Origin of the sequence: Sandaracinus amylolyticus (assembly GCF_000737325.1) — a bacterium.
GTDB classification, from domain to species: Bacteria; Myxococcota_A; Polyangia; order Polyangiales; family Sandaracinaceae; genus Sandaracinus; species Sandaracinus amylolyticus.
In genome coordinates, this window is sequence record NZ_CP011125.1 from 6,496,190 (window position 1) to 6,523,074 (window position 26,885).

Genomic DNA, 26,885 nt, shown 5'->3' on the forward strand with positions numbered 1-26,885 from the left:
GCGCGCCCGTTCGTCGATCGTCAGACGATCACTGGCAGGCCGCGGGGACCGCGGTGCCCATCGCGGTGAGCGACTGGCGGTAGCCGTCGATCGCCGCCTGGCAGGCCGGCTCCGCCGACGCGCCCGCCGCCGCCGTCTGGCGCAGCGCATCGCAGGCCGCGCCCGCGCCGCTCGCCGCGCCGCCGGGCATCGCGTTGACGTACGCCGTGCAGCACTCCTGCGCGCGCGCGCAGACGCCGCCGCCGCCGCCCGCCGCGGGCGCCGCTTCGGCCGCAGGGGCCGCCTCGGCCGCGGGCGCCGGAGCCGGCTCGGCCGCGGGCGCCGCCGGAGCCGCCGGAGCCGCCGCCGGGGCCTCGGCCGCCGGTGTCTCGGCCGTCTCCGACGACCCGCACGCGACGAGACCGAGCATGGCGAGCGAGATGGTGAGCTTCGCGATCGTCTTCATTCCTGTCCTCCTGGCTCTCTTCCGGAACGGAAGGCCCACTGCGCGCCCCTCGTGGGGCGCGTGGCGCGAGAAGGCTGCGGGAAGGTCCCGCCTCGCGGGGCGCGCCGGGCCAAGACCAAGAAGCGGACCAGGCGCGAATCCGCGCGGGATGTTGCATTTGTTTCGCGCCGCGCCGCAATGCCCCCCCGCCTCGCGCGCGCCACCTCGTCCCGATCACGCAACGGTTGCTCGCCGCGCGCGCCCCGCGTTCGCCGCAGCACGGCTTCGCTGTCATGCTCGCGCCCGATGTCGCTCCCCGTCCTGCCGTCGGCCCGCCCGCCCGCCGACGACGACGCGGGCCTCGATGCGTCCGACTGGCGCTGGCAGGTCCGCCACGCGATCACCGATCTCGCCGGGCTCGAGGCTGCGCTGGAGCTCACGCCGGAGGAGCGCGAGGGCACCCGACGCGCGCTCGCGGGCGGGTTCCCGATGTCGATCACGCCCTATTACCTCGGGCTCTGCGATCGACGGGATCCCCACTGTCCGATCCGCCTGCAGTGCGTGCCGCGCATCGAGGAGGCGCGCGAGGTCCCCGGCGATCTGCGCGATCCGCTCGGCGAAGAAGCGCACGAGGTCGCGCCGCACCTCGTGCGTCGATATCCCGACCGCGTCCTCTTGATCGCGACCGACCGCTGCTCGGTCTACTGCCGCTTCTGCACGCGCTCGCGCATGGTCGGCCAGGACGGCGGCGTGCGCGCCCTCGAGAAGCTCGAGCCCGCGTTCGCGTGGATCGAGGCGCACCCCGAGATCCACGACGTGATCGTCTCGGGCGGCGACCCGCTGGTCGGCACCGACGCGCGCATCGCAGCCATCCTCGAGCGCCTCGCGCGCATCGAGCACGTGATGGTCGTCCGCATGGCCACGCGCGCGCCTGTCACGTTGCCGCAGCGCATCTCGTCGGATCTGTGTCGGGCGCTGCGATCGCACCCGTCGGTCTGGGTCATGACCCACTTCAACCATCCGAAGGAGCTCTCGCCCGAGTCGCGCGACGCGTGCGCGCGCCTCGTGGATCACGGGATCCCGGTGATGAACCAGAGCGTGCTCCTGCGCGGCGTGAACGACGACGCGCGCACGCTCGAGACGCTCTTCCGAGGCCTGGTGCGCGCGCGCGTCCGGCCCTATTACCTGCTCCAGGCCGACCCGGTCCGCGGCACCTCGCACCTGCGCACGCCGCTGCAGACCGGGATCGACCTCATGGAACGACTGCAGGGACGCGTCGGCGGCATCGCGCTGCCGAAGCTGATCGTCGACACGCCGGGCGGCATGGGGAAGGTGCCGGTCGGACCGGATTGGATCGTGCGGCGCGAGCGCGGTGTCACCACGCTCCGCACGCACCGCGGCGTGGAGGTCGACTACGTCGATCCGCCCTCGCCGCCGAAGGTGTGCGTCCCTGCGGATCGCGATTGAATTCCGAAACCCTGGGTGTATAGCTGGCGCGCCTCACGCGCAGGGGCGCGGCGAGAGCAGGAACCGACGATGCAGAAGGCGCTGACCCTCACGCGGACCTCGATCGGGAAGAAGGCGCTGGTCGCCATCACGGGCGCCATCCTCTTCGGCTTCGTGATCGCCCACCTGATCGGCAACCTGCAGGTCTTCCTCGGCCCCGAGCACCTCAACGCGTACGCCGAGCTCCTGCACTCGATGCCGAAGGCGCTCTGGACGGCGCGCGCCATCCTGCTGCTCGCGCTCGTCGTGCACGTCGGGCTCACGGTGCAGCTCTCGCTCGCGAACAACGCCGCGCGCCCCAGCCGCTACAAGGTCGCGAGCGACGTCGGCGCGCAGGGCCCGCTGCTGCGCTACGCGCGCAAGACGATGATCCTCTCGGGCCCGATCGTGTTCGCGTTCATCGCGTTCCACCTCGCGCACCTGACGATCGGCGCCGACGTCGTCCAGGGCTACCGCTTCGATCCCCACGACGTCTATCTCAACGTCGTCTACGGGTTCCGCAGCATCTGGGTCACGTCGTTCTACGTCTTCGCGAACATCCTGCTCGGCTTCCACCTCTACCAGGGTGGCCACTCGCTGCTGCAGAGCCTCGGCCTCCGCTCGCCGCGCTTCGACCAGCGCATCCGCGGCGCCGCGATGGCGTTCGCCGCGTTCGTGACGCTCGGCAACGTGATCATCCCGCTCACGATCATGGCGCGCGTCATCGGCGGCGACGTGCCCGACCTCCCCGCGCTGCCGCCCACGCCCTGAGCGCGCGCGGTCTCAACTTCCGTTCGTCGTAAGGAGCATCACGAGATGGAGCTGCGCTCGAACGCCCCGACGGGCCCGATCGACAAGCGCTGGGAGAACCACCGCTTCGACATGAAGCTGGTCAACCCCGCGAACAAGCGGAAGTTCGACATCATCATGGTCGGCACCGGGCTCGCCGGTGCGGCCGGCGCCGCGTCGCTCGCGGACCTCGGCTACAACGTCAAGGCGTTCTGCTACCAGGACTCGCCGCGCCGCGCGCACTCGATCGCCGCCCAGGGCGGCATCAACGCCGCGAAGAACTACCAGGGCGACGGCGACAGCATCCACCGCCTCTTCTACGACACGGTGAAGGGCGGCGACTTCCGCGCGCGCGAGAGCAACGTCCACCGCCTCGCCGAGGTCAGCGTCAACATCATCGACCAGTGCGCGGCGCTCGGCGTGCCCTTCGCGCGCGAGTACGGAGGCCTGCTCGCGAACCGCAGCTTCGGCGGCGCGCAGGTCTCGCGCACGTTCTACGCGCGCGGTCAGACCGGCCAGCAGCTGCTGCTCGGCGCGTACTCGTCGCTCGAGCGCACGATCGCGGGCGGCAAGGTCAAGATGTACACGCGCTGCGAGATGGTGGACCTGATCGTCGCCGACGGGCGCGCGGTCGGCATCGTCACGCGCGACCTCGTCACCGGAAAGCTCGAGGCGCACACCGCGGACGTCGTGATCCTCGCGACCGGCGGCTACGGCAACGTCTTCTACCTCTCGACGAACGCCAAGGGCTGCAACGCGACCGCGATCTGGCGCGCGCACAAGAAGGGCGCGCTCTTCGCGAACCCGTGCTTCACGCAGATCCACCCGACGTGCATCCCGCAGGCGGGCGAGTACCAGAGCAAGCTGACTCTGATGAGCGAGTCGCTGCGCAACGACGGCCGCGTGTGGGTGCCGAAGGACGCGGGCGACTGCACGAAGGACCCGCGCACGATCCCCGAGGAGAAGCGCGACTACTACCTCGAGCGCATCTACCCGTCGTTCGGCAACCTCGTCCCGCGCGACATCGCGTCGCGCGCCGCCAAGCGCGTGTGCGACGAGGGTCGCGGCGTCGGCCCCGAGGTCATGGGCGTGCGGCGCGGCGTCTACCTCGACTTCGGCGCGGCCATCAAGCGCGACGGCAAGGCCACCATCGCGGAGAAGTACGGCAACCTCTTCGAGATGTACGAGCGCATCACCGGCGAGGACCCGTACGAGACGCCGATGCGCATCTACCCGGCGACCCACTACACGATGGGTGGGCTCTGGGTCGACTACAACCTCATGAGCACGATCGACGGATGCTTCGTCGCGGGTGAGGCGAACTTCTCGGATCACGGCGCGAACCGCCTCGGCGCGAGCGCGCTGATGCAGGGCCTCGCGGACGGCTTCTTCGTGCTGCCGTACACGATCACCGACTACCTCGCGCGCAAGGGCAAGGCGAAGGCGGACGAGTCGCACCCGGCCGTGAAGGACGCGCTGCGCGAGGCGAAGGATCGCTTCCAGAAGCTCGTCGACGTCGGCCAGAAGGGCCGCCAGACCGTCGACCAGTTCCACCGCAAGCTCGGCGCGATCATCTGGGACAACTGCGGCATGGCCCGCAACGCGAAGGACCTGAAGCAGGCCCTCGCGGCGATCCCGGATCTGCGCGAGCAGTTCCACCGCGACGTGAAGATCACGGGCGGCGGCGAGGCGCTCAACCGCGAGCTCGAGAAGGCGGGGCGCGTCGCGGACTTCATGGAGCTCGGCGAGCTGATGTGCCTCGACGCGCTCGACCGCGAGGAGAGCGCGGGCTGCCATCTGCGCGAGGAGTTCCAGACGCCGGAAGGCGAAGCGCAGCGCAACGACGAGAAGTTCGCGTACGCCGCGGCCTGGCAGTGGCAGGGCAAGGGCGGCGCGGGGACGTCGTGGGAGCTCGTGAAGGAACCGCTGACGTTCGAGTACGTCAAGCTCACCCAGCGTTCGTACAAGTGAGGAGCTGAACCGTGGCCGAGACGATCGATCTCAAGCTTCACGTCTGGCGACAGAACGGCCCGAACGACGCGGGTCGCTTCGAGGACTACTCGGAGTACGCGAAGGGCATCAGCACGCACGCGTCGTTCCTCGAGATGATGGACGTCGTGAACGACCGCCTGATCCTGGCGGGCAAGGAGCCGTTCGCGTTCGATCACGACTGCCGCGAGGGCATCTGCGGCACGTGCGGCGTCGTGATCAACGGGCAGCCCCACGGGCCGCAGCGCGCGACGACGACCTGCCAGCTCCACATGCGCAAGTTCGAGAACGGCGCGACCATCTACGTCGAGCCGTTCCGCGCGAAGTCGTTCCCGGTGATCAGGGACCTGATGGTCGAGCGCGCGTCGCTCGATCGGATCATCCAGGCGGGCGGCTACATCACGGTGCGCGCGGGCAGCGCGGTCGACGCGAACGAGATGCCCATCCCGAAGCCCATCGCCGACGAGGCGATGGACGCGGCGGCGTGCATCGGCTGCGGCGCGTGCGTCGCGGCGTGCCCGAACGCGTCGGCGAGCCTCTTCACGGCGGCGAAGATCTCGCACCTCGGCCTGCTCCCGCAGGGCCAGGCGGAGCGCTCGCGCCGCGCGCTCGACATGGTCGCGCAGCACGACCGCGAGGGGTTCGGCGCGTGCTCGAACCACTACGAGTGCGAGGCCGCGTGCCCGAAGCAGATCAGCGTCGCGTTCATCGCGCGCATGAACCGCGATCACCTGAAGGCGCAGCTCACGTACAAGGAGCCGACCGCCAAAGACGGCGGCGCTGGGTGAGATGACTCGATCGACGTCGCACGCCTCGTTCCCGAGGGGCGTGGTGATCGCGCTCGCGTGCGCTCTCGCCGCGTGCGACGTCGAGGACGAGCTCCCGTGGCCCGGACCGCCGGGCGCGCTGCCGACCGATCTCGATCTCGACGAGGATCTCGCCGCGATCGACGTCGAGCCGCCGCGCGAGCGACGCGCGCCCGAAGCGCCGGCGACCACGCGCGCATCGATCGCGCCGGGCGGCACCGCGCAGCTCGCAGGGACCGCGGGCGGATCCGTCGCCGCGAGCACGCGACGCGGCGAGTGCGCGGGGCACGTCGCGGAGGAGCCCGATCACGTGATCGACGTGACCGCGGAGACGCACGTCGCGCTGCGGGTCACGAGCGAAGGCGACACCACGCTGCTCGTGCAGACCGCGGACGGCGCGTGGCTCTGCAACGACGACTTCGACGGCCTCGCGCCGGCGATCGCGCGCACGCTCGCGCCGGGCGCGCTGCGGGTGTGGGTCGGCACCTGGGACGCGGAGCACGCGGGCGCGCCCTACGAGCTCGCGGTGGGCACCGAGCTCGACCCCGCGATGCCGCGCGGCGAGCCGGTCATCGATCGGCTGAACGCGGTGTGTGAAGAGAACTGGTGCGCGAGCGGGACCGCGTATCGCTTCGAGCGCGTGACCTGCGACGGCGCCAGCGACTGCCGCGTGACCTTCACGATCGACGGCACGACGGGCGAGGTCACGACGCCCGGAGCGCGCTCGAGCTGGCGCGACGAAGGGCTCGACGAGCGCTTCGTCGACGCGCTCGGTGAAGCGCTGAATTCGCGGTGAAACCCGTCGAATTCCGCGTTTGATCGTGGTACTCTTCCGTCATTGATCGCGCCCGCTGGAGGGGCTCCGAACGCGACGTGGGATGCGCGCGTGCGAGCGCGATCCACCCAGGAGGAGACGCGATGGGCGCGACCTATGAGCCTCGTGACATCGAGGTGCTCGAGGGCCTCGAACCGATCCGGAAACGGCCAGGGATGTACGTCGGAGACCTGCGCGACTCTCGCACGGTTTCCCGGTGCATCGCCGAGGCGGTCCGCACCTTCCTGCACACCGGTGCGTCACGCGTGATCGTCACGATCGAGGACGACACGCGCTTCGAGATCGTCGGCGAGGACGCACGCGTCCCCGCCGACACGCTCTCGCTGCGCACCGTGTTCTCCACGATGCACTGCGGCTGCGAGTGCATTCGCGAGCGGCGGGTCTTCGTGGAGGCGTGCAATCCCGCGGTGACGAACGCGCTCTGTGAGGCCTTCGATGTCGAGGCCAGCGCGGATGGCGCACGCGCCCGGGTGTGCTGGAAGAAGGGAGTCGCGGTGTCCGACGAGCGCTCGGACTGCTCCGCTGCCCGGCGGATGGTGCGCGTCCGTGGAGCGCTCGATCTCGGCATCTTCGGGGTGAACGCGCGCATCGTCGCCGACGAGCTCGACGCATTGCTCGACGACCTCGCGGTGCTCGCGGCGGGCACGCGGATCCACATGCTGGATGCGCGCTCGGGCGCCACGCACGAGCACCACGCGCCGAACGGTCTCGTCGATCGGCTGGTCGCCCGAGGCGTCGCCGAGCCGCTCCTGGCGCATCTCGCGCGCGTCGACGGCACCTCGCTCGCGATCGCGCTCGGCTGGGTCGAAGACGGGCCCGCGCGGGTCGACGCGTGGGCGGTCGGATGGTGGAACCAGCTGCGGCAGGACGATCTCGCGCCCGCGCTCGTCGGGACGATGGCGACCGCGCTGCTCCCGGAGCGCTGCCTCTTCGAGCCGGGGCCGGGCGCGCGGCTGCCCGAGAACGTCGCGCGCGGTCTGGTCGGCGCGATCGCGATCGATGTCGGCGTCGGGTCGAAGGTGGGCCTCGACGAGCTGGTGCGCGAAGCCCTCGAGCCCGTGCTCGCGCCCTACGTCCTCGCGCGCCCTGCCCTGCTCGCGCAGCTCGCACGCAACACCGGGTGCACCACCGAGGAGCTCGCCGCGCGGCTCGATTCCCGCATTCCCCACTGAGAAACTGGTGTTTCGACGACGTGCCCGCGCTAGGATGCGGTCGCTCGTTCGTCGGAGGCGTCGCGCTTGGGCTGGGAAGGGTACGTGACCTGCGGCGTGGTCGCCGCGCTCGTCGTCGCGCTCGCGCGCAACCTCGCCTCGGCCGATGCGCTCCTGCTCGGCGCCGCGACGGTGCTCTCGACGCTCCGGATCTTCTCGGATCGGTTCCTCGACCCGCGCGACGTCGCGTCGTCGCTCGGCAACCAGGGCCTGGTCACGGTCGCGGCGCTCTTCGTCGTCGCGGCGGGGCTCGCGCACTCGGGCGGCAGCTCGCGCATCGGCGCGCCCATCCTCGGCAGGCCACGCAGCACGCTCGTCGCGCAAGTGCGGATGATGCTGCCGGTCACCGCCGTCAGCGCGTTCCTCAACAACACGACCGTCGTCGCCGCGTTCCTGCCGGTCGTGAAGGACTGGGCGCGCACCTACCGCCTCGACGTCACGCGCCTCCTGATGCCGCTCTCGTACGCGGCGGTGCTCGGCGGCGTGTGCACGCTGATCGGCACCAGCACGAACATCGTCGTGCAGGGCCTGATGATCGACGCCGGCATGCCGCCGATGGGCATGTTCTCGCTCACCCCGATCGGCATCGCGATCGCGGTCGCGGGCATCGTCTACGTGGTGATCGCGTCGCGCATCCTCCTGCCCTCGCGCACGCCCGCCGCGGAGCGCCTCGCGAACCCGCGCGAGTACACCGTCGAGATGGAGGTCGAGAAGGGCAGCCCGCTCGACGGCACCTCGGTCGAGAAGGCCGGCCTCCGACAGCTCCCCGGGCTCTTCCTCGCCGAGGTCGAGCGCGGGGACGACGTCGAGCCCGCCGTCGGTCCCGAGTTCGTGCTGCGCGGCGGTGATCGGCTGATCTTCGTCGGGCTCGTGCAGTCGGTCGCGGACCTGACGAACGTGCGCGGGCTCGTTCCCGTCGCCGACGGCGACGGCATCGAGCTCGACGTGCCGCGCACCGACCGCATCTTCTGCGAGGCGGTCGTCAGCGTGACCTCGCCGATGGTCGGCAAGAGCATCCGCGACGGGCGCTTCCGCAGTCGCTACGGCGCGGCGGTGCTCGCGGTGCATCGCAACGGCGAGCTCATCAAGCGCAAGGTCGGCGACATCGTGCTGCAGCCCGGCGACACGCTGCTCGTCGAGGGCCCCCCGCGCTTCCTCGAGGAGCAGCGCGATCGCGGCGACTTCTTCCTCGTCTCGGCGGTCGAGGGGCGCGCGCCGGTGCGCCACGACCGTGGCTGGATCGCGATCGCGATCCTCGGCGCGGTGGTGCTCGGCGGCGCGCTCGAGCCGTGGACGAACCTCGACGTGCTGCCGTTCGCGCTCGCGGGCGGCGCGCTGATGATCGTGACCGGCTGCTGCACGATGGAGCAGGCGCGGCGCTCGATCGACTGGAGCGTGCTCTTCTCGATCGCGGGCGCGCTCGTGGTCGCGCGGACGCTGGAGTCGACCGGCGCGGCGGCGGTGATGGCGAGCGGCGTGGTCGCGATCGCGCAGCCGCTCGGCCCGACGTTCGCGCTCGCGGCGGTGTACGTCACGACGCTGCTGCTGACCGAGCTGCTGACGAACAACGCGGCGGCCGCGCTCGCGTTCCCGCTGGCGATCGCGACGGCGCAGCAGCTCGGCGTGAGCGCGATGCCGTTCGCGATGGCGGTCGCGATCGCCGCGTCGTGCGGGTTCGCGACGCCGACCGGGTACCAGACGCACCTGATGGTCTACGGCGCGGGCGGCTATCGGTTCGGCGACTTCATGCGGATGGGCGCCGGGCTCGACATCGTGTGCGCGATCATCGCGACGCTGCTGATCCCGCTGGTCTTTCCGTTCTGATACGGCAGCGCGTGCGCGCGGCGGGGCCGCACGGGAGCTCACCGCGGAGGGCCACGGAGGGCCACGGAGAGATTTCGTGTCTCTCGCCCTCTTCGTCGGAGCGGTCCCCTTCTCCGCGCTGGCCTCTGCGGCCCTCTGCGGCCCTCTGCGGTGAAATCCGATCGCTTCAGCCCGGGCGATGGGATGGCCAGAGTCACAATTTGTCGATCCGTGACCATGCGTATGAGGTCACGAGTCACAATTTATCGATCCGTGACCATGCGTATGAGGTCACGAGTCACAATTTATCGATCCGTGACCATGCGTATGAGGTCACGAGTCACAATTCTCGCCTGCGACCACTTCGGGCAGAGGTCGCGAGTCAGAATTCTCGGCTTCGACCACTTCGGGCAGAGGTCGCGAGTCAGAATTCTCGCGTTCGACCAGTGCCGTCACGGGTTGGAAGTCAGAATTCTCGCTGCGACGACTCCGGCTGACCGTCGTAGCCTCGGACGTCTCGGCTTCGGCCTCTTCGCTCACCGTCGCGCGCGGCGACCGTGGCTTCGCGCGGTGCGTCGGGGGTTCGCAGCCATCGCGGACGGATCGCGCCTCCGGCACTCGGTCGTCCGCGGCGCGCCGTACTCGTTCTCTCGTGCTCGGTCGTCCGCTCAGCGAGGGCGCGCTCGGCCGAGCCGCTCACGATCCCGAGGGCATCACCCGCCGCTTCACCGCCCCGACCACGCTGCGCGCCCTGCGCATCACCCCGCCGACCTTCGCGTGTCGCTGCGCGGCGGCCGTGACCCGCGCGAACGCGCTCTCCAGCTCCGCGATCTCGCGCGGCTCGAGGCGCAGCGCCGACGCGCCCGCGTTCTGTCGCGCCTGCGCCTCGCTGCTCGCGCCCGCGATCACCGCGCTCACGCCGGGGCGCGCGAGCACCCACGCGAGCGACACCTGGCCCGGCGTCGCGCCGTGGCGCGTCGCGATCGGCTGGAGCACGTCGCGGATCGCCTCCTGGATCAGCTCGCGAACCTTCGGCGCGAAGAGCGCGGTCCCGGCGCGCCAGTCCTTGACCTCGCGGTGCGGGCCGTAGGTGCCGCAGAGCAGGCCCTGCGCGAGCGGTGAGTACGCGAGGAACCCCGCGCCCACGCGGCGCGCCGCGACGAGCCCGTCGCGCTCGACGTCGCGCGTCAGCAAGCTCAGCGGCGACTGCAGGCTCGCGAGCGGCACGTCACCGAGCGCGGCGCGCGCTTCTTCGACCTCGCGCCCCGTGAAGTTCGACACCCCGACGTGCGCCACCGCGCCCGCGCGCACCGCGTCGCGCAGCGCGGCGAACGTCTCGCGGATGGGCACCCGTCGATCACGCTGGTGCACCTGCACCAGATCGAGCCGCTCCACCCCGAGCCGCTCGAGGCTGCGCTCGATCTCGAGCAGCACCGACTCCGGGCGCGAGTCGCGCCGCACGACGAGCGGCTGCCCGTGCTCGCCGAGCGCCTGGAAGAGCGGCTCGCCGTGCTGCGAGGGGCAGTCCCAGCGCAGGCCGACCTTCGTGAGCACCTTCGGGCGCGGCCGCAGCTCCGCGATGACCTTGCCGACGACGCGCTCCGAGCGACCGAAGCCGTAGAGCGGCGCGGTGTCGATCGCGGTCACGCCGGCGTCGAGCGCGGCGCGGAGGATCGCGGCGCGGCGCGCGTCCTCGTCGGGGCCTGGCGCGGCGAAGCCCATCGCGCCGAACGTGACGACGGATACCCGCAGATCTCCGGGCCCGAGCGCTCGCTGCTCCATCCGATCGGGATCCTATCGCAGCGCGATGGCGTGATCGCCGGTTTCCGCGGGCGCTGCGCGATCTGGGATACGCTCGTCCCTCGACGGAGGACACCGTGATCGCACGCGCGCTGGTGCTCGGGACGACGCTCGCGCTGGTGGGCTGTGGCGTGCGCACGGCGCTCGACGTCGCGCCCGACGGCTCGGTGATGCCACGCGACGGCGGCGCGGGGCTCGACGCGGCGACCGTCACGTGCCGCACCGACGGCCAGTGCGACGATCGCCGCGAGTGCAACGGCGTGGAGCTCTGCATCGGCGGCCGCTGCGCGCCCGGCGAGCCGCCCCGCTGCGACGACTCGACCGAGTGCACCCACGACCAGTGCGTCGAGGGCATGGGCTGCGTGAGCGTGCCCGACGACTCGGTGTGCCCGCGGCTCATGGCGTGCGACCCGACGTTCGGGTGCTCGCCGATCCGCTGCACGAGCGACGAGGAGTGCCAGGACGGCGTCGCCTGCAACGGCTTCGAGGGCTGTGCGCCCTCGGGGCTGTGCACGCTCTCGTCTCCGCCGTCCTGCGACGACGGCGTCGAGTGCACGGTCGAGCGCTGCGCCGAGCCCGACGGTGCGTGCGAGTCGATCCCCGACGACACGCTCTGCGGCGCGGGGCGCACCTGCGATCCCGCGCGCGGCTGCGTCGCGGCGCGATGCGGGAGCGACGCGGACTGCGACGACCGGCTGTTCTGCACCGGACAGGAGCGCTGCGGCCCGGGCGGCACCTGCGTCGCGGGCACGCCGATCGCGTGCGCGGACGGCGCGGCGTGCACCGACGACGTGTGCGACGAGGGCGCGCGCGCTTGCGTGTCGCGGCCGAGCACGCGCTGTCCCGCGGGCGAGATCTGCAGCCCGGTGCCGGGTGATGCGGACGGGTGCCGGGTGGTGCCGTGCATGGGCGATGCGCAGTGCCGCGACGCGTCGGTGTGCAACGGCGAGGAGCGCTGCGTCGCGGCGCGCTGCGTGCGCGGTGCGCCGCTCGACTGCGGACCGGTCGCGGAGTGTCAGGTCGCGACGTGCAGCGACGCGGAAGGCGGGTGCGTCGTGGTCCCGCGCGCGGAGCGCGAGATCTGCACGAACGGCCTCGACGATGACTGCGACGAGCAGCGCGACTGCGAGGACGAGCCCGACTGTCGCGCGCACCCGGCGTGCGCGTGTCGTCCGAGCTCGAGGAGCGAGGTGCGCTGCGGCGACGGCGTCGACGACGACTGCGACGAGCGCATCGACTGCGACGATCCCGACTGCGCGCCCGCCCCGGCGTGCGCGCGCGGAGAGCTCTTCTGCGCCGACCTCCGCGACGACGACGGCGACGGGCTCGTCGACTGCGCGGATCCCGACTGCGCGCGCGATCCGCGCTGCGGCGCGCGCGACGCGGGCCCTCCTCCGCTCGACGCGGGCGCGCCGCGCGATGCGGGTCGGCCGCGTGACGCGGGCCCGGTCGCGAACGAGCTCGGCATCGCCGCGTGCACCAACGGCGTCGACGACGATCGCGACGGGCGCACCGACTGCAGCGATCGCGACTGCCGCCCGTTCCTGCCCGACGGCGAGTGCTGCAACGGGATCGACGACGAGCCCGGCGACGACACGCCGGCCGACGTGTTCACGTGCCGCTGCTTCGACGACTCGACGTGCGCGGGCGTGAGCGAATTCGATCAGGTGTGCTGGCGCAGCGCGTTCAGCGTGTGCGCGCCGCGCTGCAACTTCTTCGGCGGCGACGCATGGTGCCGCTCGCTGATGGTCGGCCTGCCGCGCTGCAACGTGTCGACGGGCGAGTGCGTGCCCTGACTCATGCGTCCGGCACGACGCAGACCAGGCGGCCGAGGACGGCGCCGCACACCTGACCATCGGGACACGTCTGACCGGCGCCGCAGTCGAGCGAGCACGAGGTCCCCGCGACGTCGCAGTCGGGCACCGCGGTGCCGGAGCTGGGCACCGGGCAGTCGGCGTCGGTGAAGCACGAGGGCTGGCAGGTGCCGCCCTGCTCGCCGCTCGCGAAGCCGGAGAGGCCGCACTCCGGGTAGGTCGGCCACGGCGCGGACGTCATCGTGCACGCGCTCACGCGGTAACGCCGCGAGGGATCGGGCAGGAGCACCGTGGAATCGCCAGGCGGGACCCGGACCTCGTACACGCCGGACTCGAACCCGCCACCCTCGAGGCCGACGCCACACTCGCACCCGCCACCGCCGTGCCAGTACAGATCGCGCGGGCAGGGCCCGACGGTGCAGGTCGACGGCGAGACGAGGAGCTCGACGCGCATCACGGTCGGCAGGTCGTGCGCGCGGCGCACGCGGACCCGGCGGCCAGCGACGATCGGTGAGGCACCGGCGTCGGGGACGGACGAAGTGTCGCAGGCGGCCTCGTCGCTGCCCTCGACCTCGATCGACGTGCACCCGACCTCCGCGGGCGCGGTGACGACGTCGACGTCCTCGCTGCACGAGGGCGTCGAGGGGCTCGAGAGCAGAGAGGCCTCGGTGACGCAGCCGCCGAGGAGCATCGTGATCACGAGGAGGGCGTGTGAGCGGGTCATGCGAGGAGGACACGCGAGGTGCGGATCCAGGCTCACCTCGGAAGCATTGAGCCGATCGCGCGAGGTCGGGGATCCTGACCTCGACCCGTGCCGCGCGCCGCCCGCATCGCTCCCGTGACCGAGCTGCCCGCGCCGTCGTTCGTCGACGACGCGGACCTGGTGCGCCGCGCGCGCGACGGGGATCGCTGGGCGACGGAGGCGCTCTACCGGCGCCACGCCGGCGCGGTGACGAGCGCGGTGACGCGCGTGCTCGGCCGGGTGCACGAGGCCGACGACGTGGTGCAGGACACGTTCGTGCGCGCGCTCGAGCGGCTCGATCAGGTGCGCGACGGCGTCGCGTTCCGCGCGTGGATCCAGCGCATCGCGATCACGCTCTGTCATCGCAGGTTCCGACGGCGGCGCCTGTTGCGCGCGCTGGGCCTCGACCGGGGTGACGACGACGCGACGCTCGCGGCGCACGCCGCGCACGGGAGCCGTCCCGATCTCGTCGCGGAGCTGCGCGAGATCGATGGCGCGCTCGCGACGCTCTCGGTGGCTTCACGGAGCGCGTGGATCCTCCATCGCGTCGAGGGCTGGACGCTCGAGGAGACCGCGCACGCGCTCTCGGTCTCGCTCGCCACGTGCAAGCGCAGGCTCGCCGAGGCAGACGAGCGAATCGCGCCGCTGCGGCGGCTCACGGCGGAGGACCGAGCATGAGCGACGAGCGACTGCGCGCGTCGCTGCGCGACGCCAGCGACGAGCACCGGCTGCATCACAACTGGGGGGCGATCGAGGCGCGGCGCAGCGCGCGCCCGGCGCGCGGCGCGCTCGTGATCGGCGCCGCGGCCGCATCGATCGCGCTCGTCGTCCTCGCGATCCGCGGGTCGACCCCGCGGCCCGGCCCGCTGCAGCTGGGGGACGGCGCGGAGCTCGCGTGCGCGCCGGGGCGCGACCTGGTGCTCGCCGACGGCTCGCGCGTCGACGTGGACGCGAACAGCGAGCTCGACGTGCTCGAGAACGACGCGCACGCGCTGCGGTGGTGGCTGCGCGCAGGGCGCGCACGGTTCGACGTGACGCCGGGAGGATCGAGGCGCTGGATCGTCGAGACCGGCGCGGTGGTGGTCGAGGTGCTCGGCACGTCGTTCACGGTGGCGCACGTCGACGGTGGGGTGCGGGTCGACGTCGAGCACGGCGTCGTGCTGGTGCGGGGTGACGACGTGCCGGGTGGGCTCGCGCGGCTCACCGCGGGTCGGTCGATGACGATCGGCGCGCGGCAGGCGCTCGAGACGCTCGTGGTCGCGGCGCGGTCCGAGACGCCGCCGGAGGCGACGCTCGAGACCGCGGGGCCCGAGCGCAGGCCAGCTCGCGCCACGACCGCGCCATCGCGCGAGACCGCGCCGTCCGAGGCCGTCGCGCCCGAGACCGCGCCCCCCGAGACTGCACCGGCCGAGCCCGCAGCCGCCGAGCGACGCGCGGGCGATCTGCGCGACGCCGACCTGCTGCGCTCGCAGGGGCGCGTCGCCGAAGCGGCCGCGCTGCTCGGGGACATCGCGCGCGCGCACGACGAGCCGCGTGCCGATCGCGCGCTCGCCGCGTTCACGCTCGCGCGCCTCGCGCTCGACCGCCTCGATCGACCGCGGGACGCGGCGGATGCGTTCACGCTCGCGCTGGAGCTCGGGCTCGACACCACCCTCGTCGAGGCGGCGCGCGCCCGTCGCGTCGAGGCGCTGGTGCGCGCGGGCGAGACCGCGCGCGCGACCGAGGCCGCGCGTGAGTACGTGCGTCACCATCCCGCGGGACGGTGGCGGCACCAGGTCGAGCGTTGGGTCGCGCGCTGATCGCGCTCGTGCTGTTCGCGGCGTCGACCGCGCGAGCGCAGCACGCACCACTGCGCGTGCCCGCGTGCGCCGCGGTGCACGCCGACGTCGTGCTGCTCGCGGAGCTCGTCGCGATCGAGGTCGGTGCGGAGGCGATGACCATCGAGCTCGACGCGACGCTCTGCGATCCGAGCGCGCGCACCCTCTCGTTCGTCGCTCGCGCGGAGGGCGTCGTCGCGCACGACGCGATCGCCCTGCCCTCGCGCGACGAGCTCGCGTCCACGACACGCGCGCTCGCGCTCGCGTTGGTGGAGCGCGCACGACTGGCCCTCGCGACCGCCGCTCGAATGCGCACGGCGAGCGCACCGCCCTCGCGCGTGCCGGTCGCGCCGCACGACGCGCCGCGGGCCGCGCTCGACCTCGCGGCGGGTGGCGGGCTCGCCCCGCTCTCGCTGGATGGGCTCGTCTTCGCGCAGCTCGCGATTGGCGCGACGTTCGAGGGCACTTGGATCGCGCGCGCCGCGCTCGGCGGAGGCTGGTCACGCGGCAGCGCGGACGAAGGTCGGGTCGACGTCGCCCTGCTCGGGCTCGAGCTCGCGGGGGGCTGGGTCTTCGCGCGCTCCGATGCGCTGGAGGCTGCGCTCCTCGCCCGCGCCGACGTCGGCGTCGTGCACGCGGTCGGCACCCGGCGCGACGGCAGCTCCGCGCGCACCACGACCGCGCCGTGGTGCACGCTCGGCCTCGCGCTCGAGCTCGCGTGGTGGCTCGATCCGCGCGTCGCGATCGCCGGCGCGCTCGGCGCCGACGGCGTGATCGCGGGGCTCGAGATCGTCGAGACCTCGGGCACCGCGCTCGCGCTCTCGTATCTGATCGTCGACGTCGCGCTCGGCGTGCGCATCGCGCTCTAGCCTGCAGCGCGACGCTCGCTCCCGGGCGTCAGGCGTGGACGCGCACCATGCCCTCGCGCACCAGGCGACGCACGAGCACGAGCTTGCCCGCGTCGTCGAGGTCGCCCGGGAGATCCTCGATCACGAAGTCGGGCGTCTCGAGCGCGAAGCGCGCCGGCTCCGCCGCGTGCTCGGGCAGGCGCATCTCCGCGCCGTAGCACGAGACGATGAACTGACCGTCGCGGATCCTCCAGCGATAGACGAGGTTCGGACGCGCGCCCGCGCGATCCTTCACGCTCAGCTTGGGCAGGCGGAGGATCTGCTCCATCTGTCCCTCGAGCAGCGCGTGGCGCGTCGAGACGAGGTCGTCCGCGAAGTGATCCATCGCGGCGTCGAAGTCGACGCGCTCGGCCACGCGCTTCATGAGCGACTGGAAGAACTCGCGCGACCGCGCGCGATCGAACTCGGTCTGCGCGTAGCCGACGGGGAGCGAGCGGCGGAAGTCCGCGTCACCGAGCGCGACCTTCGCGACGGCCTCGAGGAGCAGCTCGGTCCAGCTCGTCGCGAGCGCGCCGAGCGTGATGTGCAGCGTCTCGCCCTCGCGCGTCTGCGCGTCGTGCATCACGCCGCGCGGGAGATAGAGCATGTCGCCGGGGTGCAGATCGAACTCCGCGGTGACCTCGCCCTTCGGCGTCTCGTCGCGGCGGAACGGCTGGCCCTTGAAGGGCAGCTCGACCGGCGTGTTGTAGAGGATCCAGTGCTTCGTCCCGTGGATCTGCAGGATGAAGACGTCGTGCGAGTCGTAGTGCGTGGGGAAGCCCTGCGCGTTGCTCGGCGTGCAGTAGATGTTGCACTGGAAGCGCGTGCTGATGTCGCGCTCGAGCGAGCGACAGAGATCGGCCAGCGGCGGGATGAACCCCTCGAGCTGGTTGAAGACGATCGTCCCGCCGTCCGCGAACTGCTGGTAGAGGCGCGCCGAGTCGACGCTGTTGTTCGGGAACGTGTACTCGCTCGCGTCGACCTGCCGCGCGGCGTTCGCGATGAAGCACTGCGGGTGCATCAGCGCCTGCGTGGTGATCACGTGATCGAACGCGCGCAGGCTGAGGAGGTCGGCGTAGTAGTCGCGCTGCTCGCGACGGATGACGAGCGGCTTGCGCTCCCAGTGCTCGGCGTAGAACTGCTCCGGCGTGATCGGAGCGATGAGCTTGCGGAACGCGTACGTGCTCTCGGCCATGAACCCTCTTACGAAGACGGGCTCAGGATCTTCGCGCCGAGAGTGAAACGTCAACGACGAGGATCGCGCACGTCGGAGCACACGCGCCGAGGAGTGTCCAAAGATCGGCTCGTCCGCTCAGGACCGCACGCTCTCGCGCGGGCCCTGCGCCGGCGAGCGCTGACTGCATGATCTTGGCAATCGAATCGCGAACGTGGATCCATCGTCGAGAAGCCCGCGATGCCCGATCACGACAGCAAGAAGCCGCGACCGACGCTCACCCCCGGCGACATCGTCACGCACCGGCTCGGACGGCGCGGCGCGCTCGGCGCGCTCGGCGCGCTCGGCGCGGCATCGGTGATCGCGTCACCCGCGCCCGCCGAGGCGAAGGCGAGCGACAGCGATCCCCAGGATCCGCCGGGCCGCGGGCGAACCGGGTTCACCGATCGCGACAGCGGGCCGGGCGCCGACGGCGCGGGCCGCGGGGTGTGCGCGGAGCGCGGCTGGAGCGACAGCGATCCGAACGATGCGGCGGGACGCGGGCGCGGGCCCTGTCACTGAGCGCTCGGGACCCGCGCCAACGTCACGACCACGTTCACGACCACGACCACGTTCACGACCACGTTCACGACCACGACCACGTTCACGATCACGACCACGTTCGCGGCGACGACGACGGCGCACGTGATCGTGGTCGTCGACGTGGTCGTGGTCGTGGTCGGTCTTTTCTTTTCCCGTCGGGCCGCTCGCGATCACTCCATCACGGGCCGCGACCAGTGCGGCGCGATCGGCAGCCGCTCGCGCGTGACGAGGTGCACGTCGAGGTGCTCGAGCTCGACCACGCCCGCCCACTGCCACACCTGCTCGAGCGCGAGATCGACGTCGGCGATCACCCGCCCTTCGGAGTCGAGCAGCACGCGCAGCGCGACCTCCGCGTCCTCGATGCGCTCGGTGCCGAGGCGATGCGTCTGTCCGTCGGGCAGCACCATGCGCCAGTCGAGCTCGAGGTCGACCGTCGTGAGCGCGCGCGCCTCGCTCGTGCTCGCCCACGAGACGTGCGCCTCGACGGGGCCGACCGCGCGCACTCGGATCTCGTCGAAGCTCAGGCCGTTCGGGGGAAGACGCTCCGCGGGAACGTCGACGCGCTCGAACGCGAAGAGAAGGCTCTCGAGCACCAGCGTGCGCGCGCCGTGCGCGCCGATCGTCGCCTCGCCGTAGTCGACGACCAGCGGGATCGGAGCGCCGACCGCCTCGCTGAGCGGGAGGCGCATGACGACCTCGGCGTCGCTGTGGACGCCGACGACGTCGAGCGCGGGAGACGACTCGAGGCGCGCGATCAACGTCTCGGGCGGTGAAGTCTCGGGCGCGGCGCTGGCCGTGGAGAGGCCACAGCCGGTGAGGGGAATGCTCGCGAGGGCACAGCAGAGCGAGATCGCCCTCGCACGTGGAGCGAGCATCGGAGGCATCGGTTCCTCGTTCGCCGTCGCGATCCGGCGGACGCGAGGGGCGCGTCACGGCGCGACGACGGCCTTGAGGTAGCCCTCGTGACGCAATGCGTCAAGCGATGATTTGCCAGTGAAATGTTCCATAGCTCCGATGTGTGCCACGCGTCGCGTCAGAGTTTCGGACGCGTTGCGTCAAGCGGGAGGCGCCCCGTCCGAGCGCGACGACGTGCGCGCCCTTCGGACGAGCGCGCGCGCGACGAGCGCGAGCACGACGAGCACCACGAGCGCCGTCGCGACCGCCGAGTACGCGCGCGCCCACGCGAGCATCTCGTCCCAGCTCTCGCCGACGGTCCACCCGACGCCGAGCAGGACCCCGTTCCACACCGCCGCGCTGAGCCCACCCCAGAGCACGACCGCCGGCCAGGGCAGCCGCGCGATGCCCGCGCCGACGAAGAAGAACGCGCGAAGCGCCGGCACGAAGCGGTTGATCGCGAGGTACACCGCGCCGTGCTTCTCGTAGCGCGCGGTGATCTGCTCGATCGCGCGCGTCGTGCGCGGTCCGCACAGCCAGCGCGGCCTGCGCTCCGGCGACGACACCGCGCGCCCGAAGCCGTACGCGATCATCCCGCCGCCGATGGCTCCGGCGTTGAGCGCGAGGTACACCCACGCCGCGCTCCAGTCCGCGGTCGCGGCGAGGAAGATCCCGAAGAGCGCGACGGTGTCGCCCGGGAACGGCGGCACGACGTACTCGACGAGCGAAGCGAGCGCGAGCACGACGTACCCGAGCGGCCCCTCGCTCCGCTCCAGCCACCGCATGATCTCCTCGGCCGTGCCTTCCAATCGCTCCTCGCTGCGGCCGCGCGCGCTGCGCCCGGGCGCGCACGTGCGGGTGATCGCGCCCTCGTCGCCGTTCGATATGCAGGACTTCGCGCGCGGCGTCGATCGGCTCCGCGCGCGCTATCGCGTGACCTACGACGAGCAGATAGGCGCGCGAGCGGGTTATCTCGCGGGCGACGACGCGCGTCGGCTGCGGGAGCTCGAGGACGCGATCGGCGATCCCGACGTCGACTGCATCGTGGCGGCGCGCGGCGGGTATGGCGCGATGCGCATCGCGTCGTCGATCGATCCCGCGCGCGTCGCCGCGCAGCCGAAGCTGCTCGTCGGGTTCAGCGACGTGACCGCGCTGCACGCGCTCTGGGCACGCGCGGGCGTGTGCTCGCTGCACGCGTCGATGGTCGCGGCGCTCGGGCGCGGGAGCCACGCGATGCTCGCGCGGTGGATCGAGTCCGTCGAGGGCGCGCGCGAGCACGCGTTCGAAGGTCTCGCGCCGATCGGCGCGTCGCGCGACGTGGTCGAGGCGAAGGTGATCGGCGGGAACCTCGCGCTGCTCGCCGCGATGACGGGCACGCCGCTCGCGCCTCCGCTCGACGGCGCGATCCTGTTCGTCGAAGACGTCGGCGAGGCGCCCTATCGCGTCGATCGGATGCTCACGCAGCTGCGCCTCTCGGGCGCGCTCGCGCGCGTCGCGGGCGTGCTGGTCGGAACGTTCACGCGATGCGCGGCGAGCGCCGATGGGACGACGGTCGAGACGGTGATCGCGGAGCGCCTCGGCGACCTCGGCGTGCCGGTCCTCACGGGACTGCCGTGCGGCCACGTGGACGAGCCGCTCGAGCTTCCGCTCGGCGCGCGCGCACGGATCGACGGCACTCGCGGGTGCGTGACCTTCGTCGAGCCGGTGGTCCACTTGTGATCTTTCTCGACGCCGCGTTGGCGCACATATGTTCGCGGGGTAATGCTCCGCCGGCCGTGCTCTTCCGGGGGCGTGCCCGGCCCATTCCGCCGGGGTAGAAACATCGCTCCGCGTCTTCATCACCTCGATGCGCATCCGGCGGCGCGTCGGGAACCACGAGGTGGCCTCGCCATGGATCGGCACTTCTCGCTCGCGAAGTACGACATCACCGTCAAGAACGTCATTCGCAACGCGCCCCCCGCTGCCTTGTACGAGCTCGCGCTGCGCAACGAAGCTGGTACGGCGATCTCATCGACGGGCGCGATGATCGCGATGTCGGGCGAGAAGACCGGACGCAGCCCGAAGGACAAGCGCATCGTCGACGAGCCGGGCTCGAGCGCGAACGTCTGGTGGGGCGACGTCAACATCAAGCTCGACCCGCACGTCTTCGCGGTGAACCACGAGCGCGCGGTCGACTACCTCAACACGCGCAAGCAGCTCTTCGTCGTCGACGGCTACGCCGGCTGGGACGAGCGCTATCGCATCAAGATCCGCGTCATCTGCTCGCGCGCGTACCACGCGCTGTTCATGCACAACATGCTGATCCGGCCGACGCTCGCGGAGCTCGAGTCGTTCGGCGAGCCGGACTACACGATCTTCAACGCCGGTGCGTTCTCGGCCAACCGCTACACGAGCGGCATGACGAGCAAGACCAGCGTCGCCCTGAACTTCGCGAAGAAGGAGTTCGTCATCCTCGGCACCGAGTACGCCGGTGAGATGAAGAAGGGCGTCTTCACGATCATGAACTACCTGATGCCGCTGCAGGGACAGCTGTCCATGCACTGCTCGGCGAACGAGTCGAAGGACGGGAAGGTCTCGATCTTCTTCGGCCTGTCGGGCACGGGGAAGACGACGCTCAGCGCGGATCCGAACCGCCGCCTCATCGGCGACGACGAGCACGTCTGGACCGACAAGGGCGTCTTCAACATCGAGGGCGGCTGCTACGCGAAGGCGATCAACCTGACCGAGGAGCAGGAGCCGGAGATCTACCGCGCGATCCGTTTCGGCAGCGTGCTCGAGAACGTGAAGTACGACGAGCACACGCGCGTCGTCGACTACACGGACATCTCGATCACCGAGAACACGCGCTGCGCGTATCCGATCGAGTTCATCGACAACGCGAAGATCCCGTGCGTGGGCCCGCAGCCGACGAACGTGATCATGCTGACCGCCGACGCGTACGGCGTGCTGCCGCCCGTCGCGAAGCTGTCGCCCGAGCAGGCGATGTACCACTTCATCAGCGGCTACACGGCGAAGGTCGCGGGCACCGAGGTCGGCGTGAAGGAGCCGAGCCCGACGTTCAGCGCGTGCTTCGGCGGGCCGTTCATGGTGTGGCACCCGACGAAGTACGCGGAGCTGCTCGCGGAGAAGCTGCGCACGACGGGCGCGCAGACGTGGCTCGTCAACACCGGCTGGACCGGTGGCGCGTATGGCGAGGGCAAGCGCATGTCGCTCAAGCACACGCGCGCGATCATCGACGCGATCCACGACGGCTCGCTCGCGAAGGTGCGCACGGTGGAGGACCCGGTCTTCGGGTTCCAGGTGCCGAGCGAGTGCCCGAACGTGCCGAGCGAGATCCTGACGCCGCGCAACACCTGGAAGGACAAGGCGGCGTACGACGCGATGGCGAAGAAGCTCGCCAAGTTCTTCGTGGACAACTTCAAGAAGTACGAGTCGCAGGCGAGCGACGCGATCCGCGCGGCCGGCCCGCGGCTCTGATCGCGAAGCGGGATCGGCGACACGAGCGAGAGCAGTATGGCGCTCGGTGACCGGCGGAGGACCCAGGCGAGCGGGGCGAGCGATCTGCTCGTCGCGCTCGCCGATCCCGCGACTCCGATCGAGACGCTCGCGCTGATCCTGGCGAAGGACGAGTACCCGACGCTCACGGTCGAGTCGGGCCTCGCGCGCATCGACGAGCTCGCCGCGCCGCTCGCGGCGCATCGCTCGGCGCTCGTGGCCCTCGACGCGAACGACCAGGCCGAGGCGCTGCGCGCGCTGGTCTACGACGAGCTCGGGTTCCGCGGGAACGCGGACGACTACTACGATCCGCGCAACAGCTACCTGAGCGACGTCGTGGACCGACGCACCGGGATCCCGATCACGCTGTCGGCGCTGCTGATGGCGATCGGGCGGCGCATCGGGATCGTGGTCGAGGGGATCGGGTTTCCAGGTCACTTCCTGGTGCGCGTGGGCGGCGAGCGCGGCGTGCACCTCGATCCGTTCTTCGACGGACGGGTGGTGAGCGAGAGCGCGCTCGAGCGGCTCGCGGAGAAGTTCCTGGGCTCCGCGTCGCGGCTGCGCCCCGAGCACTTGCACGTGGTGTCGCCGCGCTCGATGGTGGTCCGCATGCTCGTGAACCTGAAGCACGCACACGAGCGCAGGCACGATCACGCGCGCGCGCTCGTCGTGAGCGACCGGCTCGTCGACGTGACCGCATCGGTCACGTTCCGGCGTGATCGTGGGCTGCACGCGCTCGCGCTCGGCGCGTCGGCGGCTGCGGTCGAGGATCTCGAGGCGTACCTCTCGGACGCGAGCCAGCCTGCCGACGAGCTCGTGGTGCGACGTGCGCTCGCGAGGGCGCGCGCGTCGAGCGCCACGGGGATGTCGTGAGCCGGCAGCGCGGCGCGGGGTCGCTGACGATCGGCTCGCTGCGCGGTCTGCCGCAGCCGGCCTCGCGCGGAGCCGCGCCGCCGCCGCGGCACCTGCCGATCGCGCGGCCGGCGGGCCCGCCTCCGAGCGCGCCGGCGATCGAAGGGACGCCGCTGCCGCCCAGCAAGCGCGGGCAGCGCTGCTGCCGCACCGGCTGCGCAGGGTGCCCGGTGGGCGAGGCCATCCGGCGCGCGCGGGCCCGCGGCACCACCTGATCGGCGCGATCGGGCTCGACGCGTCCGGAGCCCTGGTCTACCGTCGCGACGTATGCGTCGGTGTGCGGCCGGGCTCGTCGCGATGCTCGCCGTGCTCGCGTCGGCCGCGGCGGGCTGCGGGCCTGCGATCCCGACGCGCTACGTGCTCGAGCGCGACATCGGCGACCTCTCGTATCGCCGTTACCAGCGCGTGCTCGACGTGGAGTTCCCGGTCGAAGGGAACGGCGCGGTGGGCCACACCGCGACCTACGTGCGCCGCTCGAGCCGCGGCGAGATCCCGTACGTGAACGTGTTCGTCACGGTGTACGACGCGGCCCCGGGCTTGAGCGCGGAGATCCGCCGGCAGGTGCGCTCGCTCGGGAGCTACGACGTGTCGGTCGTCGACGTCGGCGGGCGCGCGTGGTCGCTCGACGGTGGTGAGGGCGATCGCTGGATGCTCTGGGTGTCCGGCAGCCGGGTGGTGAAAGTCGGCGGGGTCGCGGACGACTCCCTCGTACGCGCCGTGGTGAGCGAGTACATGGGCCTCTATCCGAGCGACCTCGACGAGCGCGGTCGTGCGCGCGACGGCACGGCGAGCGCGGGGGACGCGAGCGAGCGAGCGGACGAGAGCGAGGATCTCGAGCTGCCGCGCTCGCTCGAGAGCGAGAGCGAAGCGGAGTCGCGTTGATCCGAACGCAACTCCGCGGGCGCGAATCGGTGGGAGGGAGGCTCCCGCCGATTCACTCGGTGGGAGGGAGGGTCTGCGGACAGACCCTCCGGCAAGAAAGCGGCGAAGGAGACGACGAATGAGCGACGCGATCCGAGAGCGGCTCCGGCCCGAGCTCGCGGCGCTGCATGCGTACGAGACGCCCGCCGCACCGGCGCGCATCCGCGTCGACGGCAACGAGAGCCCGTGGGCGCTGCCTGCGGAGGCGCGCGCGCGCATCGCCGAGGCGATGGCGTCGATCGCGCTGCATCGGTATCCGGATCCGCGCTGCACGGCGCTGCGCGCGGCGCTCTCCGGCTACGTGGGCGCGAAGCCCGACGAGCTGGTGATCGGGGTCGGATCGGACGAGGTGATCTCGATCCTCGAGACCGCGATCGCGCGGCCGCGCGAAGGGCGCGCGCACGCGGTCGTGATGCACCCGGATCCGAGCTTCTCGATGTACGGGATCATCGGGCGCGGGCACGGCCACGCGGTGGTGAAGGTGCCGCTCGACGAGCGCTGGGATCTCGACGCGGACGTGTGGTCGCGCGCGATCGGCGAGCACCGTCCTTCGTTGATCTTCCTGCCGAGCCCGAACAACCCGACGAGCAACCGCTTCGACGAGCGCGTCGTGCGTCGCATCGTCGAGCAGGCGCACGATGCGCTCGTGGTGCTCGACGACGCGTACGTCGAGTTCTCGAGCGGAACGATCTCGCACGCGCTCTTCGAGCAGCACGACAACGTGGCGGTGCTGGGCACGCTCTCGAAGATCGGGCTCGCGGCGCTGCGCGTCGGCTGGGTGCGGGTGAAGCCGTGGCTCGCGCACGAGCTCGAGAAGGTGCGGCTCACGTACAACATCCCGACTCCTTCGCAGGAGATCGCGACGCTCGCGCTCGGACCGCTGATGCCGATCCTGCGCGAGCAGATCGCGCTGGTGCGCGCCGAGCGATCGAAGCTGATCGCGGGGCTCGACGCGATCCCGGGGATCGCGGTCGATCCGAGCGACTCGAACTTCGCGCTCGTTCGGGTGGGGTCGCGCGCGGTCGAGATCGCGGCGCGGATGCACGCGGCGGGGGTGCAGGTGCGGACGTTCGCGGGGCACCCGCGGCTCGCGGAGCGGGTGCGGATCACGGTGGGCACGCCCGAGGAGAACCACATCGTCCTCGCGGCGCTCGCCGACGCGATGCGCGGAGCGGCGTGATGCGCGCGCTGATCATCGTCGCGTTGATCGTGGCGTCGATCCCAGCGCGGACACACGCGCAGGACGTCGAGACGGCGATCGAGGCCGATGCGGAAGCCGTGCGAGCCGACGTCGAGGCGCCCGCGCCGGACGAGCTGCCCGAGGGCGCCGACTTCGGACCGGCGATCCTGGTGTCGCCGCGCGAGCTGACGCCGGCTGAGCAGCGGCGCGAGCGCGCGCGCCGTTACGACGCGACCGAGCCGCTGATGCCGACGACGTTCCAGATCTTCGTGAGCGGCGGCGTGCCGCTGCGCGCGTCGCTCGACGACGCGCTGGAGGCGCATCGGTACGGGAGCTCGCCGGTGCTCTTCGCAGGCGACTTCACGCTGATGACGCGCATCGCGGAGTGGCTCTGGCTCGGCGGCCGCGTGGGCGCGCGCGGGCGCGGCTGGGGCAGCAACAACAGCGCTCCCGCGGTGGGGGGCGGCATCGACGCGCTCGCGGTGGCGCACGTGCGCGCGCACCTCGGGCCGATCGTCGATCTCGGTGCGGTGCTCGGCGTCGGGCTCGGCTGGGGCGGCGTGTCGATCCAGGGCGCGGGCACGTGGGCGTTCGCGCCGCGGCTCTCGGGCTACGCGCAGGTCGGGTTCCGCGTGGCGCAGGGCGTGCGCATCGGGGCGCGCGTCGGATGGGACTGGTTCTCCATGTACGACCTCGATCGCTACGGGAGTGATCTCGAGCTCGGCGGACCGCTGCTCGGGATCGGGCTCGAGGTGCGCCGATGAGGCGCGTGATCGTGATCGCGTCGCTCGCGGCGTCGCTCGTCGGGTGCCCTGCCCCCGACGACGAGTCGGCGATCTACGTCGAGGACTTCGAGACGACGTGCGACGGCACGCCGTGCGGATGGGCGCAGATCACGGGCGCCGAGGATGGCGCGAGCTACGTGGAGACGCTGCCGGGCGATCACGGGCTGCAGCTCGTCGGGCGCGACGTCACGGTGCGCGGCGGGACCGACGAAGCGTCGCAGTCGATGATCAGCACGCAGCTGCTCGCGCGCGCGAACGCGCGCTGCGATCTCGGATCGCACCTCGTGATGCGCGCGACCATCGCGCTGCAGGACGCGAACACGCTGACGTACGAAGCGGAGCTCGTGCCCGACGTGACGTGGACGAGCGCGACGCGCGATCAGAACATGCGCGTCGTCGAGGTGGCGAGCCCGCCCTGGCAGATCGAGCGCGTGCTCGGCGTCAGCCTGCGCAAGGAAGGCGACGGGAGCTGCGAGGTGGACTATCTCGCGATTCGCTCGCTGCGCACGTTCTGATCGCGCACCGGCGCCGCGAGGCACG

26 protein-coding genes are annotated in these 26,885 nt (G+C 71.8%); 20 read left to right on the forward strand and 6 right to left on the reverse strand.

Annotated features, from left to right (window positions below; genetic code table 11):
- Positions 1-28: 28 nt before the first annotated feature.
- A complete protein-coding gene (locus tag DB32_RS49165) occupies positions 29-445 on the reverse strand; it encodes a hypothetical protein (RefSeq protein WP_083457829.1) in 417 nt (138 codons plus the stop codon).
- Between the two features lie 285 nt (positions 446-730).
- Here DB32_RS49165 and DB32_RS27325 point away from each other — a divergent pair, with 285 nt between their 5' ends.
- The 7 genes from DB32_RS27325 (at position 731) to DB32_RS27355 (ending at position 9,363) form a co-directional block, all read left to right on the forward strand.
- Entirely contained in the window at positions 731-1,891 is a 1,161-nt protein-coding gene (locus tag DB32_RS27325; RefSeq protein WP_083457831.1) for a KamA family radical SAM protein, read from the forward strand.
- Positions 1,892-1,960: 69 nt separating this feature from the next.
- Positions 1,961-2,680 (forward strand): succinate dehydrogenase cytochrome b subunit, encoded by a 720-nt coding sequence (locus tag DB32_RS27330; protein ID WP_053235579.1) that lies wholly within the window; start codon positions 1,961-1,963, stop codon positions 2,678-2,680.
- 45 nt (positions 2,681-2,725) lie between these two features.
- The gene (locus DB32_RS27335; protein WP_053235580.1) at positions 2,726-4,669 is read left to right on the forward strand and encodes a fumarate reductase/succinate dehydrogenase flavoprotein subunit; all 1,944 of its coding nucleotides are present in this window, start codon (positions 2,726-2,728) and stop codon (positions 4,667-4,669) included.
- Between the two features lie 11 nt (positions 4,670-4,680).
- Complete coding sequence (locus tag DB32_RS27340; RefSeq protein WP_240481258.1) at positions 4,681-5,475, forward strand: succinate dehydrogenase/fumarate reductase iron-sulfur subunit; 795 nt, start codon at positions 4,681-4,683, stop codon at positions 5,473-5,475.
- Position 5,476: 1 nt separating this feature from the next.
- Positions 5,477-6,289, forward strand: a complete 813-nt coding sequence (locus DB32_RS27345; protein ID WP_157069450.1) for a hypothetical protein — start codon at positions 5,477-5,479, stop codon at positions 6,287-6,289.
- A gap of 122 nt (positions 6,290-6,411) precedes the next feature.
- Entirely contained in the window at positions 6,412-7,500 is a 1,089-nt protein-coding gene (locus tag DB32_RS27350; RefSeq protein ID WP_157069451.1) for a DNA topoisomerase IV subunit B family protein, read from the forward strand.
- Between the two features lie 66 nt (positions 7,501-7,566).
- Positions 7,567-9,363 carry an SLC13 family permease gene (locus tag DB32_RS27355; protein ID WP_053235583.1) on the forward strand — a complete coding sequence of 599 codons (1,797 nt, stop codon included), beginning with the start codon at positions 7,567-7,569 and terminating at the stop codon, positions 9,361-9,363.
- 675 nt (positions 9,364-10,038) lie between these two features.
- Here DB32_RS27355 and DB32_RS27360 read toward each other — a convergent pair.
- Positions 10,039-11,124: an aldo/keto reductase gene (locus DB32_RS27360; RefSeq protein WP_053235584.1), complete on the reverse strand. Its 1,086-nt coding sequence runs from the start codon at positions 11,122-11,124 to the stop codon at positions 10,039-10,041.
- Positions 11,125-11,219: 95 nt separating this feature from the next.
- Between DB32_RS27360 and DB32_RS27365 the strand changes: the two genes are divergently transcribed.
- Positions 11,220-12,938 carry a hypothetical protein gene (locus DB32_RS27365; RefSeq protein WP_053235585.1) on the forward strand — a complete coding sequence of 573 codons (1,719 nt, stop codon included), beginning with the start codon at positions 11,220-11,222 and terminating at the stop codon, positions 12,936-12,938.
- 1 nt (position 12,939) lies between these two features.
- Here DB32_RS27365 and DB32_RS27370 read toward each other — a convergent pair whose 3' ends face one another.
- A complete protein-coding gene (locus DB32_RS27370) occupies positions 12,940-13,680 on the reverse strand; it encodes a hypothetical protein (protein ID WP_157069452.1) in 741 nt (246 codons plus the stop codon).
- A gap of 114 nt (positions 13,681-13,794) precedes the next feature.
- Between DB32_RS27370 and DB32_RS27375 the strand changes: the two genes are divergently transcribed.
- Genes DB32_RS27375 through DB32_RS27385 form a run of 3 tightly spaced genes read left to right on the forward strand, consistent with a single transcriptional unit; the run spans position 13,795 to position 16,384 of the window.
- A complete protein-coding gene (locus tag DB32_RS27375) occupies positions 13,795-14,376 on the forward strand; it encodes an RNA polymerase sigma factor (RefSeq protein WP_169791574.1) in 582 nt (193 codons plus the stop codon).
- Complete coding sequence (locus DB32_RS27380; RefSeq protein WP_053235588.1) at positions 14,373-15,497, forward strand: FecR family protein; 1,125 nt, start codon at positions 14,373-14,375, stop codon at positions 15,495-15,497. The genes DB32_RS27375 and DB32_RS27380 overlap by 4 nt, the downstream gene beginning before the upstream one ends.
- Positions 15,482-16,384 (forward strand): hypothetical protein, encoded by a 903-nt coding sequence (locus DB32_RS27385; RefSeq protein ID WP_053235589.1) that lies wholly within the window; start codon positions 15,482-15,484, stop codon positions 16,382-16,384. The genes DB32_RS27380 and DB32_RS27385 overlap by 16 nt, the downstream gene beginning before the upstream one ends.
- A gap of 28 nt (positions 16,385-16,412) precedes the next feature.
- Here the strand turns inward: DB32_RS27385 and DB32_RS27390 are convergent, their stop codons facing one another.
- Complete coding sequence (locus tag DB32_RS27390; RefSeq protein ID WP_053235590.1) at positions 16,413-17,597, reverse strand: cupin domain-containing protein; 1,185 nt, start codon at positions 17,595-17,597, stop codon at positions 16,413-16,415.
- Positions 17,598-17,816: 219 nt separating this feature from the next.
- On the opposite strand from DB32_RS27390, the gene DB32_RS27395 reads away from it, so the two are divergent.
- Positions 17,817-18,137: a hypothetical protein gene (locus tag DB32_RS27395; protein ID WP_053235591.1), complete on the forward strand. Its 321-nt coding sequence runs from the start codon at positions 17,817-17,819 to the stop codon at positions 18,135-18,137.
- Positions 18,138-18,328: 191 nt separating this feature from the next.
- On the opposite strand, the gene DB32_RS27400 is transcribed toward DB32_RS27395, so the two are convergent.
- Both DB32_RS27400 and DB32_RS27405 read right to left on the reverse strand, forming a co-directional pair.
- The gene (locus DB32_RS27400; protein WP_157069453.1) at positions 18,329-19,033 is read right to left on the reverse strand and encodes a hypothetical protein; all 705 of its coding nucleotides are present in this window, start codon (positions 19,031-19,033) and stop codon (positions 18,329-18,331) included.
- A 180-nt stretch (positions 19,034-19,213) separates the two neighbouring features.
- Positions 19,214-19,837 carry a DedA family protein gene (locus DB32_RS27405; protein WP_157069454.1) on the reverse strand — a complete coding sequence of 208 codons (624 nt, stop codon included), beginning with the start codon at positions 19,835-19,837 and terminating at the stop codon, positions 19,214-19,216.
- Positions 19,838-19,850: 13 nt separating this feature from the next.
- Here DB32_RS27405 and DB32_RS27410 point away from each other — a divergent pair, with 13 nt between their 5' ends.
- The 8 genes from DB32_RS27410 to DB32_RS27445 all read left to right on the forward strand — a co-directional run bounded on the left by DB32_RS27410 (position 19,851) and on the right by DB32_RS27445 (position 26,860).
- Complete coding sequence (locus DB32_RS27410) at positions 19,851-20,771, forward strand: S66 peptidase family protein (RefSeq protein WP_075098035.1); 921 nt, start codon at positions 19,851-19,853, stop codon at positions 20,769-20,771.
- A gap of 171 nt (positions 20,772-20,942) precedes the next feature.
- Complete coding sequence (gene pckA, locus DB32_RS27415; RefSeq protein WP_053235595.1) at positions 20,943-22,529, forward strand: phosphoenolpyruvate carboxykinase (ATP); 1,587 nt, start codon at positions 20,943-20,945, stop codon at positions 22,527-22,529.
- A 36-nt stretch (positions 22,530-22,565) separates the two neighbouring features.
- Positions 22,566-23,420: a SirB1 family protein gene (locus DB32_RS27420; protein WP_053235596.1), complete on the forward strand. Its 855-nt coding sequence runs from the start codon at positions 22,566-22,568 to the stop codon at positions 23,418-23,420.
- A complete protein-coding gene (locus tag DB32_RS47175; RefSeq protein ID WP_053235597.1) occupies positions 23,417-23,674 on the forward strand; it encodes a hypothetical protein in 258 nt (85 codons plus the stop codon). Before DB32_RS27420 ends, DB32_RS47175 begins: the two co-directional genes overlap by 4 nt.
- 52 nt (positions 23,675-23,726) lie before the next feature.
- Positions 23,727-24,341: a hypothetical protein gene (locus DB32_RS27430; RefSeq protein WP_053235598.1), complete on the forward strand. Its 615-nt coding sequence runs from the start codon at positions 23,727-23,729 to the stop codon at positions 24,339-24,341.
- Positions 24,342-24,459: 118 nt separating this feature from the next.
- The gene (locus DB32_RS27435; RefSeq protein WP_053235599.1) at positions 24,460-25,560 is read left to right on the forward strand and encodes a pyridoxal phosphate-dependent aminotransferase; all 1,101 of its coding nucleotides are present in this window, start codon (positions 24,460-24,462) and stop codon (positions 25,558-25,560) included.
- A complete protein-coding gene (locus DB32_RS27440) occupies positions 25,560-26,324 on the forward strand; it encodes a hypothetical protein (protein ID WP_053235600.1) in 765 nt (254 codons plus the stop codon). Before DB32_RS27435 ends, DB32_RS27440 begins: the two co-directional genes overlap by 1 nt.
- Positions 26,321-26,860 (forward strand): hypothetical protein, encoded by a 540-nt coding sequence (locus DB32_RS27445; RefSeq protein ID WP_053235601.1) that lies wholly within the window; start codon positions 26,321-26,323, stop codon positions 26,858-26,860. The genes DB32_RS27440 and DB32_RS27445 overlap by 4 nt, the downstream gene beginning before the upstream one ends.
- Positions 26,861-26,885 lie beyond the last annotated feature (25 nt).

Excerpts from the sequence above, each read along its gene's own strand:
- DB32_RS49165 (WP_083457829.1), bottom strand. The coding sequence starts at position 445 with ATGAAGACGATCGCGAAGCTCACCATCTCGCTCGCCATGCTCGGTCTC.
- DB32_RS27325 (WP_083457831.1), top strand. The coding sequence starts at position 731 with ATGTCGCTCCCCGTCCTGCCGTCGGCCCGCCCGCCCGCCGACGACGAC.
- DB32_RS27330 (WP_053235579.1), top strand. The coding sequence starts at position 1,961 with ATGCAGAAGGCGCTGACCCTCACGCGGACCTCGATCGGGAAGAAGGCG.
- DB32_RS27335 (WP_053235580.1), top strand. The coding sequence starts at position 2,726 with ATGGAGCTGCGCTCGAACGCCCCGACGGGCCCGATCGACAAGCGCTGG.
- DB32_RS27345 (WP_157069450.1), top strand. The coding sequence starts at position 5,477 with ATGACTCGATCGACGTCGCACGCCTCGTTCCCGAGGGGCGTGGTGATC.
- DB32_RS27350 (WP_157069451.1), top strand. The coding sequence starts at position 6,412 with ATGGGCGCGACCTATGAGCCTCGTGACATCGAGGTGCTCGAGGGCCTC.
- DB32_RS27360 (WP_053235584.1), bottom strand. The coding sequence starts at position 11,124 with ATGGAGCAGCGAGCGCTCGGGCCCGGAGATCTGCGGGTATCCGTCGTC.
- DB32_RS27370 (WP_157069452.1), bottom strand. The coding sequence starts at position 13,680 with ATGACCCGCTCACACGCCCTCCTCGTGATCACGATGCTCCTCGGCGGC.
- DB32_RS27380 (WP_053235588.1), top strand. The coding sequence starts at position 14,373 with ATGAGCGACGAGCGACTGCGCGCGTCGCTGCGCGACGCCAGCGACGAG.
- DB32_RS27390 (WP_053235590.1), bottom strand. The coding sequence starts at position 17,597 with ATGGCCGAGAGCACGTACGCGTTCCGCAAGCTCATCGCTCCGATCACG.
- DB32_RS27395 (WP_053235591.1), top strand. The coding sequence starts at position 17,817 with ATGCCCGATCACGACAGCAAGAAGCCGCGACCGACGCTCACCCCCGGC.
- DB32_RS27400 (WP_157069453.1), bottom strand. The coding sequence starts at position 19,033 with ATGCTCGCTCCACGTGCGAGGGCGATCTCGCTCTGCTGTGCCCTCGCG.
- DB32_RS27405 (WP_157069454.1), bottom strand. The coding sequence starts at position 19,837 with ATGCGGTGGCTGGAGCGGAGCGAGGGGCCGCTCGGGTACGTCGTGCTC.
- pckA (WP_053235595.1), top strand. The coding sequence starts at position 20,943 with ATGGATCGGCACTTCTCGCTCGCGAAGTACGACATCACCGTCAAGAAC.
- DB32_RS27420 (WP_053235596.1), top strand. The coding sequence starts at position 22,566 with ATGGCGCTCGGTGACCGGCGGAGGACCCAGGCGAGCGGGGCGAGCGAT.
- DB32_RS27430 (WP_053235598.1), top strand. The coding sequence starts at position 23,727 with ATGCGTCGGTGTGCGGCCGGGCTCGTCGCGATGCTCGCCGTGCTCGCG.
- DB32_RS27435 (WP_053235599.1), top strand. The coding sequence starts at position 24,460 with ATGAGCGACGCGATCCGAGAGCGGCTCCGGCCCGAGCTCGCGGCGCTG.
- DB32_RS27440 (WP_053235600.1), top strand. The coding sequence starts at position 25,560 with ATGCGCGCGCTGATCATCGTCGCGTTGATCGTGGCGTCGATCCCAGCG.
- DB32_RS27445 (WP_053235601.1), top strand. The coding sequence starts at position 26,321 with ATGAGGCGCGTGATCGTGATCGCGTCGCTCGCGGCGTCGCTCGTCGGG.